The sequence below is a fragment of the Nioella ostreopsis genome (assembly GCF_004000255.1).
Taxonomy (GTDB): Bacteria; Pseudomonadota; Alphaproteobacteria; order Rhodobacterales; family Rhodobacteraceae; genus Nioella; species Nioella ostreopsis.
On the sequence record NZ_RCIQ01000001.1, the window covers coordinates 170,857 to 181,338 of the forward strand.

The window sequence follows — 10,482 nt, forward strand, 5'->3', positions numbered from 1 at the left end:
CGATGCCCTATGACGTGACTTTCGACCGGCTGGAGACGCAGGCGCTTTATGATCTCAAGGGCCCGTGCGCCGCGCTTCTGGCCTGGGCGGGCGACGCGCTGCCGCCCTTCCCCGACCAGCCCAACACGAAGACCGAGGCCGGGGGCGCGACGCTCATGTTCATCGGCCCCGACCACTGGCTCCTGCGCGCCGATCTGACCCGAGAAGATGCGCTCGACGCCGCCCTCCGCCCGGCAGAGGCGCCGCCGGAAATCTCCCTCGTCCGCGTCTCGGACACGCTGGCGTGGTTCCGTATCACCGGGCCGGACGCGGCGGAAGTCATGGCCGTGGCCTGCCCGTTGGACCTGCACGCCAGCCGCTTCAGCCCGGACGGCGCCAGTTTCACCGAAGCCTTCGGCCTTCGGGCGTTCGTCACCCGCTGCGCGGGCGGCTTCGATCTGGCCGTCGAGCAAAGCTTCGGCCCGATGGTGCAGGACTATCTCACTCGCGTCACATCCTGACCTGCACCATGCCGTCCTCGACCCGTGCCTCCAGCACCCGCATGGGCCGGGTCGCCGGGGCTGCCACGGGCCGCCCGTCGCGCACGTCGAAAGCGCCCTGATGCAGCGGGCATTCGATGACATGGCCGTCGAAATACCCGTCGCACAGATCCGCCCCGCCATGATTGCAAAGCGCAAGCGAGGCATAAACCCCGCTCGGGCTGTCATAGACGGCAATCAGCCGCCGTCCGACCTCCACCCGCGTGACCCAGTTCTTCTCCAGGTCCGCCACCGCGATCACGTCGCGCCAGTCCTTGCCGCTCATCCCCGCGCCTCGCGGATCTGGCGCAGGATGTCGAGATGCGCCCCGAAATAGCCGCGCGGCTCCACATGGATATGGTCGCGCAGCTTCTCGTGCAGGCGCGGCAGGGCGTGATAGGGCACGGAGGCCACGTAGTGATGTTCCGCGTGGTAGTTCATGTTCCAGCACAGGAATCGCCAGGGGGCCGAAACAAGGTTGGTGCGGGTATTGTCGCTCATCTGCGCCACGGTCGGGCGGCCCACATGCTCGGTCATCCGGATGAAGCGCATGACGGGTTCGCCCAGGAACAGCGGGATGATCCAGTACCAGATCAGCCCCCACCAGCCGGTAAGTGCCATGGCCACGAAGATCACCGCGTAAATCCCCAGCATCATCCGTGCGTCCCGGTAGACGGCGGCATGTTCCTCCTTCGGGATGAAGCGCTTTTCGACGTCGGAAAGCCGCCCGCTGGCGTGGCGGAGCACCTCGGTGAACTTGGCACGCCAATAGGGGATGGCCGAGAGATACAAGAGGTATTCGCCGTAGGTCTTCGGCATCGGGATCTGCTCGGGGTCCTGCCCGGTCAGCTGCGTATGGGTGTGGTGGTCGCAATGCTCGTACCGGAAGAAGCGGTGCGGCAGCAGGATGATCAGCCCGCAGATCTGGCCCACGATATCGTTCAGCTTCCGCGTCCGGAACACGGTGTAATGCACGCATTCATGTTGCAGCGAGAAGTGATGCACCAGAACGATGCCCTGCAGGAACATCGCGGGCCAGATCAGCCAGCTGTTCCAGGTCAGCGCGATCAGCGTGGTGGTGCCGGCCAGCACCAGCACCCAAAGCGTCAGCCGGCGCAGGGCCGGGCCGTCCGAGCGTTGCATGAAGGATTTGAGCTCGTCCCGGGTCAGCTTGCCCTCTGCAAGCGCCTGGGTCAGGGGCGTGACGATGCCGTGTGTCATTTTGGGATGTCCATGAGTTTTGCCGGTGCCGGGGGCCGCAAGGGGCGCCATCTCGGGTAGGACCGGCGCCGGAGACGGGAGTGCTCCGCACCATGGGGCCGTCTCATACCGGTCCCATTAACAATGGATTATGGAGCGCCTGACGCCAAGATCAAGCCCTTCATCCAACGGCCCGGAGGCCGATATCGCGGTCGGGCCTGTCAAACAGGGCTGCCACGCCCGGATAGCGGGCAAGAATCGCAGGCCCGCCGGGCAGGCGGTCGGCACGAAAGACGCCATTGTCCCACAGCACCACGCCATCGACCTCGATTGTGGGATCGAAGATGTTCCAGCTGATTTCACCGGGCGCATAGGTGCCGCAGGTGTGGAAATGCAGGATGCGGGGGTTGCCAAAGGCCGCGCCCCCCCACCGTTCGTAGTTCTGCCGCATGTCCCAGGGGTAGCCGCAACCGGGATGGATGCCCGCATGCCAGGAATGCACGAAATCGCGGTCGATCCCGAACATCGACGACACCCGGTCATATTGCGCATTGGCACGGGCGACATCCGTCGGTTCGCCCTCGAATCCGGTCAGGCGTCCGTTCTCCATCAGGGCAAAAACCGGTGCGCTGAATTCGGGCGAATAGTCGTCGTAGTATTTCGATCCGGTGCCGGTCAGAAAGCTCATCGCGGCGCGACCGGAAAAGCTGTGCGCCGGGACCGGCGTGAAGACCGACATGGGAAAGCGCAGGATCGTCGTGTCGCCCTCGGGCGTCAGGTTCATCTCGGGCCGCCCGGTGATCTCGGTCCCCAGGGGGCAGGTGATCCGCACATGTTCCGCCCGGTCCAGCGTCTCGTTAACGACGGCTTTCAGATCCAGAAACGCCTCGTGATGGCCATTGGCAAAGCCCGACCCGAACAGATCCCGCGAGAGCGCGAAGCTGACGATGATTGTCTTGCCCTGCGGCATGTCGGAAAACCGCAGTTGATCGCCAAGCCGCGCGAGGAAGACGATGATATCCGCCGCCTCGAACCGGGCCAGCAAGTCCTGCGGCAGGTGCGGATTGTCGGGGTTGAACCCCACGTCGACCGCATCGACCCGAAGCCCGAGGCGTTCGGCGGCACGGGAAACGATGCTGACGGCGTCTGCATCGAAATAGCCATATTCCGGCGGCTCGTAGGCAATGAGCAGCCTGTCACCCGCCGCCGCATGGGCGCAATTGCGCAGCAGGTTGAGCGCACCTTTTTCCGGGGACGGGATCGGCATCTGGTGGGCTCCTTTCCTGATCTACACCAAAAATGTTGACGGATCGTGAAGTCACTCTAATTCACATTGGTTGCATTCAGCTATTTGATTCCCGTAATGGGTGCCATTAGACTGACTTATATGATCATCAACCTTCCCTTCTCTGCCCTGCGCGCCTTCGAGGCGGTGGTGCGCCTGTCCGGCTTCTCTGCCGCCGCACAGGAATTGGGTGTCAGCCAGAGCGCCGTCAGCCAGCATGTGAAGACCCTGGAGGAGTGGCTGGGGCATGAACTGCTGATCCGTGGCGCCCGCAAATCGGAACCGACGCGCGAAGGCGATCAACTGGCCCGCGCGATCTCGGACGGGCTGGGGCGAATCTCGGATGTCTGTGCGCAGTTGCGGGACCGGACGCGATCGGAAAACACCATTGTCATCAGTTGTTTGCCGGGGTTTGCCTTTACATGGCTGTTTCCCCGCCTGCTCAATTTCGACACCAGTCATCCGCATCTGGCGGTGTCCATCGCCACCGATACCGGCCAGCACCCGTTTTCCGCCGCCGATGCCGATATCGGCATTCGGTACGGGCTTGGTGATTACCCCGGTTTCCACGTGGATCACTTGATGCATGAATGCCTGACTCCCGTCTGCGCCCCCGCATTGGTCGATGGCCCGCCCGGCCTGCACCGATTGCAGGATCTGGCCCACCACACCCTGCTGCATGACGAAAACGAAAGCTTCGGCAATGCTGCCCCCACGTGGGACTTCTGGGCGCGGAATTGTGGCCTGACCCTGCCGAAACCGGCCAAGTCCCGACGCTTCGGGCAATCGAACCTTGTGGTGCAGGCGGCGATTCAGGGGATCGGTGTGGCGCTCGGGCGCAAGCCGCTGGTGATCGACGCGCTTCTGGATGGACGGCTGGTTCGGCCATTCCCCGAGATTGCGCAATCGCCTCTCTCCTATTGGCTGGTCCTGCGCCATGACCGCATGGACAGCGCGAAGGTGCAAAGCTTCCTGTCGTGGATCAGGTCCGAGGTCGCCTCGGAACCTGACCTGCCGGACGCTGTTTTGCCAATGAATTAGCCTGCCTAATGGGGGCATTACCTCTGCCCCATGGCGCAACGCTGCGCCTTACGGCAGGATGGGCCGGAGCCATCCCAAGAAAGGACGCCACCCATGTATCTGAGAAACTGCTGGTATGTTGCCGCCTGGAGCAAGGATGTAGGCCGCGAGCTGAAGGCGGAGACCTTTCTGGGCGAGCGTATCGTGTTCTACCGCAAGGAAGACGGCAGCCCCGTGGCGCTGGAAAACGCCTGCCCGCATCGCAAACTGCCCCTGTCCAAAGGCAACCTGATCGGGGACACGGTGGAATGCGGCTATCACGGGCTGACCTTCGACTGCACCGGCACCTGCACCGACAGCCCGACGCAGCGCGGCATGACCCCGCGCCGGGCGGTGGTGAAATCCTACCCGGTTGTGGACCGCTACCGCTTCCTGTGGATCTGGATGGGCGACCCAGAGCTGGCCGATCCCGACACCATCTTTCCGATTCCCAATTTCGATGACCCTGCCTGGGGCAAGACCGATGGCGGGGTGATGGATATCGATTGCCATTACCTGTGGGTATGCGACAACCTGCTCGATCCCAGCCATGTGGCTTGGGTGCATGTCAGCTCCTTTGCAGGGGCGGGCACCGATCACGAACCGCTCAATATCGACCGGCACGACAACGGCGTCGTCGTGTCCCGCTGGATCGAGGGCAAGCCGCCGTCGCCTTATTACGCCAAGCTTGTCCGCTTCGAGGGCGATTGCGACCGGCTCCAGCATTACGAGATGTGCATGCCCGCCATCGGGGTGAACAAGTCGATCTATACGCCTGTCGGTACGGGGGGCTATGACAAGCCGCAGGTGGAGGACACTTTCGTCAACATCTCGTATAACTTCATGACCCCGATTGACGAGGACCGGACCCGCTATTTCTGGTTCCAGCACCGCAATGATCATGCGGAGGATCAGGCGATCTCTGAATACATGAATGACGGTGCACGGATGGCCTTCCTGGAGGACAAGGAGGTTCTGGAAGAGGTTCACAAGGGCATGAAGAACCCGGTGACTCCCCATATCGACCTCGGGCTCGATGCCGGGGCCAAGGCGTTTCGGCTGATGCTGGACCGAGCGATCAAGGCGGAAACCTGATGGCCGGTCATTCCAGATCGTAGAGCACGCTAGTGCCGTTGGCATTGGTCCAGCGCAGGCGCGTGGCGCTGATAACCGTCAGACTGTTGCCATTGCCGCTTTGAAACCGGTCCTGCGCAATCCGGTGGTAGGGCACCGGGGGCGAGGAGTATCCCTGCCTTTGCAAGGTGATCATGTCCGGGCCGATCACACGCAGGATCTGGCGCAGCTCCTGTCCGTCGGTCCAATGCCCCAGATAGGTTCCCCCGGTGATGCCGGCCTGTGCCGCGATGGTTCGCGTTGCGGGATGGGTTGAGAAGAGCTCGGCCTCGGCGGGGACCACCCACAACAGGAAAGGCGCGAGCAGCAACTGGCGGCGGTCAGGACAGGGCATTTGCAGGGCCTTTCTAGGCTAGGGGATGTGACCAGCCTAAGGTGTGGGGGGATGGCTGCGGATAGGGTCGATCCCCCAAACGGGGCTTTGGTCCCCAAGGGAAACCCCGCCAGCGCAGGGCTGACGGGGCTGCATGACGCGAATGCGCGCGGGGGGGGTGAGTCAGTCGTGATCGTCCTCCTCTTCGAGAATGCTGTAAGAGCTGCCGACACCGGTGCCCTCTTCCACAAGAGCGCCACGGTTATCGCCGACGATGCCTTGTCCGACGCTGATCTCGATGGGGGCGCCTATGGCAACATTGCTGTAGTCGGGCCAGGAGGGGCATCGAATGCGGAACGGATGTTCGGTATGCGCCAGTTCCGGGCAATAGCGCGGCCCGGTATCGGCAATCGGGATGCCGGGATTGGCGACGTAGGTGTTCGGTCCGGTTGCGGATTGGGCAAGGACGGGGGCGGCAGAAAGCGCCAGCAGGGCGGCAAGAATGAATTTGGTCATGGGTGGGCCTTTTGGGTTGGGGCGGTGTCTGGGATGAAGATATCCGAGGCACCGGTCACCTTGGATGAGGGCAATCCCCCAATTGCCCGGTGGCCTATTTGGACCGCGCGTCGCTGTTCTCGAAGGTCAGCGCAGAGGCGGGCATGCTGACGGCCAGCGTCACGGCGGCGGTGACGGGCAGCAGCACGGCAATGGCGAGGGCGGCGGTGAGCGTGGTAAGAGAGGATGCGCGGTTCATGAGGTTCTGTCCCTGTTTCATGATGAAGCTGGGATCAGGGATATGGCGCCCATGCCCGCCGGGGCATGGGGCGAATACCTCAATCAGACGGGTCTAGCCGTTCTCGCGGAAATCATCGTCGGCATTGCGTAGCTCGGCGGGGCTGGCAAAGCCGTCCTCATCCTGATCAACACGCCGAAAGGCGATGCGATAGGCAGCGAAATTGCGGATCAGCCGGGCCGTGGGCTGGCCGGTGCGGGCCATCTGGCGCACGAATTCGCGGAACTCGGGAAAGCTGAGCATCCCGTCGCGGTCCACGTCCGCCACGACAAAGGCATCAACCTCGCCTTCGGTCACGGGGCCGACGCCATCCACCTCGGTCTGGGCATTGGCCGCGAGGGGAAGTGAAAGTACCAAGAACAGAACCGGCAAGCGCATCATGAGGCTCCTTTTACCACGCGGTCTGCAGGAATTCGCAACGAAAAAACGGTGCCCCTTCCGGGGGTAGAGGTGACGGCCAGTGTCAGCCCGTGCTGCGCGGCAAGTTCGTGGCAGATCGACAGGCCAAGCCCGTGGCCGCTGCTGTCCTTGCCCGAGGACCAGGCCTGCTGGAAGCTTTCCAGCTCCTCTGCCGTCATGCCAACACCGGTATCGAGAATCTCGATGATGGCCCCGTTCGGCCTGCGGCGTACCCCGGCCAGAACTGTCCCCTCGGTGGTGTATTTTACCGCGTTCGACACGAGGTTCGACACGATCCGCATCAGGATCAGCGGCGGAACGGTGGTGGTCAGGGAGGACGGCACGATCCGCAGGCGCAGCCCCTTGGACACGGCCTCCTCCCGGAACATCTGCGCGACCGTGTTCAGGATCAGTGACAGGGCATACGGCTCTGGTGTGTCCTCAGGCTCTGACGGGGCGGGATCACCCGGCAGGTCCTCCTCGGGGCGGGTATCCTCCAGATGACCGAGGGCCAGATCCTGCATGTAGTCGAAGGCCTCCGACAGCCGTTCCCGGATCTCGGGCGACTGATCGCGGGTCATGGTTTCCATCGTCATCCGCAGAGAGGCGAGCGGCTGGCGAATGTCATGGGACATGGTGGCAAGCTGCTGCCGCCGCCGGTCGGCCAGATCGCGGGCGCGGGTGTAATTGCGTTCGGCCTCCAGCAACTCGCGTGTGGTTTCCGCCTCTTTCTGAAGGGCCACCATCTCCCGTTCCAGCGCCGCCGCATGTTCCCGCCGCATGTCGATCAGCCCGACCGAAAGCCCCGACATGGTGCCGAACGCGATGATCGCGTAGATCGCCTTTATCGCCCAATTCATCGGGATCTCGACCGAGCCAAGTCGCGCCAGCGCCAGCAGGATCAGCAGGCCAAGCCCGACGAAAGCCACCAGCACCACAATGCGAAACACCGGCCTGCGCGCGCCGGAGACCATGTCCCACTGGAATCCCGCCAACAGGTGACTCCCAAGCATCAGCACCAGCAGGATGTAAGAGGCGGGGGCCATGATCTCTGGCGGTAGAACGAAGACAAGGGCAATGCCGATGATCGAGACCACGGCGAGGCCGCGCATGGCCTGTTTCAGCTTCGGCTTCCGGGCAAAGCGCGTCAGCGACAGGGCGGCAGTCGCAAAGCCTGCCGCGCAGAGCGCATAGAGCAGGGACAAGCCAACCGGCAGGTGCCACGTCGGATGGGCGGGATAGAGGAAGCGGAACAGCAGAATGTCGATATAGGCGATGAAGAGCAGCCCCAGGGCCAGAAGCCCGGCGTATGCGCCGCCCACATCGCTGCGCATGGTGGCGCTGAAGACCGCGAAGAACAGGATGCAGGAGCCCAGGAAGGCGTAGAACCCGGCCAGCGTCAGGCCATCGGTAAAGGTGCGGGCCTGATGATCGGCGGGGGTCTCAAGGCTCAGATCCACCAGATCGGTCGCGCCATAGGTCATGCGCACCATCAGCAGCGCCCGTTCCCCGGCAGTCAGTTCCACCGGCGCGCTGCTCAGCCTTGTGGCGCTGAAATCGGCGGGGTCGAAGGGTTCGCGGATGTCATGGGCCAGCAACTGCTCGGTCAGGCCGCCATCGCGCACAAGGAACACATCGAGCGCCACAAGGCCATGGGTATCCGACGCCAGAATCCAGGCATCGGGCGGGCGGCCCTCATCGGGGGCGACGTTCAAGAGTTCGGTCAGCGCCCAGATCGGCTGATAGGGGGTGGCAGGCGCGATCACCGCGTCGAAATCACCGCTCAGGGCGCCGTCCATATAGGCGGTGACGATGTCGGCAATCGGCTGGCCCACATCGCGGGCAAAACGCATGGCGGGCGCGATATCGGGCGAGGAATAGGCCGGGTCGACCTCCATCACCGGCGGGCTCTGCGAGGCTGCGGGAAGGCTTGCGAAAAGCAGGGTCGCACAGACCAGAAGGAATGATAGGATCGCCTGCAAGAGATTGCCTTTTCGAAAGATAATGGGGGGAGCTTAATTTGCCCGAGCCAAGATTTCACGCGGTTATTGCCGATGATCATGCCATTGTCCGGGCGGGGTTGCGCACGGCGCTGGAAACCCCCGGCATGGTGGAAACCGACGGCATCGCCGTGGTGGCGGAGGCGGGGGACGGGTTGCAGGCCATATCCGCCGTGCGCCAGCACCGGCCGCAGTTGCTGTTGCTCGACGTGCAGATGCCCCATGCGGGCGGGCTGGAAGTGCTGCTGGAGGCGCGCCGCTGGTCGCCCGAAACCAAGATCGTGATCCTGACCGGCGTCATGTCCGTGGGCAAGATCAGCGAGCTGGTTTCAAGTGGCGTGGACGGGCTGTTTTCCAAGGGTGAGGACAATACCGAGCTTTACCGCCAGTTGCCCAACATCCTGCGCGGCCGGCGTCACATCGCGGCGAGCCTTGTGGCCATGCTGGAAGATGCACCGGACGCGCCCGACCTGACCGCGCGCGAGAGGCAGACGCTGAACCTGATCGTCGCGGGCCAGTCGAACAAGGAGATTGCCGAAACGCTCGGGATCAGCGCCAAGACCGTGGATCGCCACCGCACCAGCCTGATGCAGAAGCTCGACGTGCATTCCGTCGCGCAGCTGATCGCCTATGCGCTGCGCGAAGGGTTGATCGACCCGGCGGGCGGGTTGTAGCGCCGCCGGGCCTGTGCAGCGTTAGGGCCGGTTGATCGCGGGGGCCGGGCGGCCTGCGGCTTCGGCGAGGTCCATGATGCTGTCATGGATTGCCTGCAGCGTGTAGTTCGGGTTGTGGGCATACCCACCCGGATCGCGCGTCACGAACTGGAAGTTGTAGGCAGCGGCCAGCAGGCGCGGCGTCCAGCTGACATACTGGTTGGGAAAGATCGCCTCGCCCTCGTCGGCTTCGCCGTTCCCGTTCGTGTCGTTGAAGAAATACGGGTATGTATGCAGTTCATAAAGGATCGGTGCCCCCGCGACCGTGTCCGCATAGGCGGCGATTTCCGTGGCCAGGATCAGGCGCAGCCCTTCGACCTCGGCGGCGATGCCCTCGGTGATGTCGCCATCGCCGTCATAGTCGATGCGCGAGATGCGGATCGTTTCGGGATCGGCGTTTTCGTGGCAGGTCAGGCAGCCGTCGGTGACAACCTCCAGAGAATGGGGGTCGTGACAGGAGGAACAGGTGGTGATCGGCCCGGTATGGCTGAAGGCCCCGTCATAGGTCCGGCCCATATACTGATAAAGTCCCGCAACTTCCGATCCAAATGTCGTGGCCCCCGCCGCCGCATAATGCGGGTTCACGAAGCGGAGCTCGTCATTCGGCGTGTCGGGGTCCATCCCCTCCAACTGCCCTTGCAGCGTCGGACCCGAGGACCGGCCCTGGTGGCAGGTCAGGCAGGTGCCCGCATTGGGCAGCGCGGTCATGGTGACGCCAGAGGGGAAGGTGATCTCGGAAATCGCCGATACGCCGTCCGTATGGCAGGTGTCGCAATCCACGACGCCTCCCGGCGCGATGGTCTGGTCAACCGTGCCGACGGCCGTGCCGTCCAGCCCATGAAAATCGCGAAAGCCCGCCCCGGAATGGCAGACCGCGCAGGCGGCGGGCACCTCGTCTTCGCCGTTCCAATGCGCAAAGGCCTCGGCGGCGGCATCGCCATGGGCCGATTGCACCCAGGCCTGCACAGCGGCAGCCGTGCTGTTTTCCTGCGCGAGAATGGCAGAGGGTGCAATGGCAGTCAGCAGGGCCAACAGGGTGGCGCGGGCGGTCTTCATGACAGTCTCCTT

Annotated in this window: 13 protein-coding genes; 4 read left to right on the top strand and 9 right to left on the bottom strand. The window is 63.7% G+C overall.

Annotated features, from left to right (window positions below):
* The first annotated feature begins 2 nt into the window (after positions 1-2).
* A complete protein-coding gene (locus EP237_RS00905; protein ID WP_127557156.1) occupies positions 3-500 on the top strand; it encodes a sarcosine oxidase subunit gamma family protein in 498 nt (165 codons plus the stop codon).
* On the opposite strand, the gene EP237_RS00910 is transcribed toward EP237_RS00905, so the two are convergent.
* The 3 genes from EP237_RS00910 to EP237_RS00920 all read right to left on the bottom strand — a co-directional run bounded on the left by EP237_RS00910 (position 490) and on the right by EP237_RS00920 (position 2,985).
* The gene (locus EP237_RS00910; protein WP_127557158.1) at positions 490-804 is read right to left on the bottom strand and encodes a non-heme iron oxygenase ferredoxin subunit; all 315 of its coding nucleotides are present in this window, start codon (positions 802-804) and stop codon (positions 490-492) included. The genes EP237_RS00905 and EP237_RS00910 overlap by 11 nt on opposite strands.
* Complete coding sequence (locus tag EP237_RS00915; RefSeq protein WP_127557160.1) at positions 801-1,739, bottom strand: fatty acid desaturase family protein; 939 nt, start codon at positions 1,737-1,739, stop codon at positions 801-803. Before EP237_RS00915 ends, EP237_RS00910 begins: the two co-directional genes overlap by 4 nt.
* Before the next feature lie 160 nt (positions 1,740-1,899).
* Entirely contained in the window at positions 1,900-2,985 is a 1,086-nt protein-coding gene (locus EP237_RS00920) for a hypothetical protein (protein WP_127557162.1), read from the bottom strand.
* Positions 2,986-3,081: 96 nt separating this feature from the next.
* Between EP237_RS00920 and EP237_RS00925 the strand changes: the two genes are divergently transcribed.
* Complete coding sequence (locus EP237_RS00925) at positions 3,082-4,044, top strand: LysR substrate-binding domain-containing protein (RefSeq protein ID WP_240661419.1); 963 nt, start codon at positions 3,082-3,084, stop codon at positions 4,042-4,044.
* Between the two features lie 93 nt (positions 4,045-4,137).
* Positions 4,138-5,157 (top strand): aromatic ring-hydroxylating dioxygenase subunit alpha, encoded by a 1,020-nt coding sequence (locus EP237_RS00930; RefSeq protein WP_127557164.1) that lies wholly within the window; start codon positions 4,138-4,140, stop codon positions 5,155-5,157.
* A gap of 7 nt (positions 5,158-5,164) precedes the next feature.
* Here the strand turns inward: EP237_RS00930 and EP237_RS00935 are convergent, their stop codons facing one another.
* The 5 genes from EP237_RS00935 to EP237_RS00950 all read right to left on the bottom strand — a co-directional run bounded on the left by EP237_RS00935 (position 5,165) and on the right by EP237_RS00950 (position 8,683).
* Entirely contained in the window at positions 5,165-5,530 is a 366-nt protein-coding gene (locus EP237_RS00935; protein WP_127557166.1) for a hypothetical protein, read from the bottom strand.
* 162 nt (positions 5,531-5,692) lie between these two features.
* On the bottom strand, positions 5,693-6,025 hold the full coding sequence (locus EP237_RS00940) for a hypothetical protein (RefSeq protein WP_127557168.1): 333 nt from the start codon (positions 6,023-6,025) through the stop codon (positions 5,693-5,695).
* A 94-nt stretch (positions 6,026-6,119) separates the two neighbouring features.
* On the bottom strand, positions 6,120-6,263 hold the full coding sequence (locus EP237_RS22985) for a hypothetical protein (RefSeq protein WP_164744576.1): 144 nt from the start codon (positions 6,261-6,263) through the stop codon (positions 6,120-6,122).
* A gap of 93 nt (positions 6,264-6,356) precedes the next feature.
* Positions 6,357-6,680, bottom strand: coding sequence for an EF-hand domain-containing protein (locus EP237_RS00945; RefSeq protein ID WP_164744577.1), 324 nt, complete (start codon positions 6,678-6,680; stop codon positions 6,357-6,359).
* On the bottom strand, positions 6,680-8,683 hold the full coding sequence (locus EP237_RS00950; RefSeq protein ID WP_127557170.1) for a sensor histidine kinase: 2,004 nt from the start codon (positions 8,681-8,683) through the stop codon (positions 6,680-6,682). Before EP237_RS00950 ends, EP237_RS00945 begins: the two co-directional genes overlap by 1 nt.
* Before the next feature lie 38 nt (positions 8,684-8,721).
* Here EP237_RS00950 and EP237_RS00955 point away from each other — a divergent pair, with 38 nt between their 5' ends.
* Complete coding sequence (locus tag EP237_RS00955) at positions 8,722-9,375, top strand: LuxR C-terminal-related transcriptional regulator (RefSeq protein WP_127557172.1); 654 nt, start codon at positions 8,722-8,724, stop codon at positions 9,373-9,375.
* A 21-nt stretch (positions 9,376-9,396) separates the two neighbouring features.
* Here the strand turns inward: EP237_RS00955 and EP237_RS00960 are convergent, their stop codons facing one another.
* Complete coding sequence (locus EP237_RS00960; protein WP_164744578.1) at positions 9,397-10,470, bottom strand: cytochrome c3 family protein; 1,074 nt, start codon at positions 10,468-10,470, stop codon at positions 9,397-9,399.
* Between the last annotated feature and the right edge of the window lie 12 nt (positions 10,471-10,482).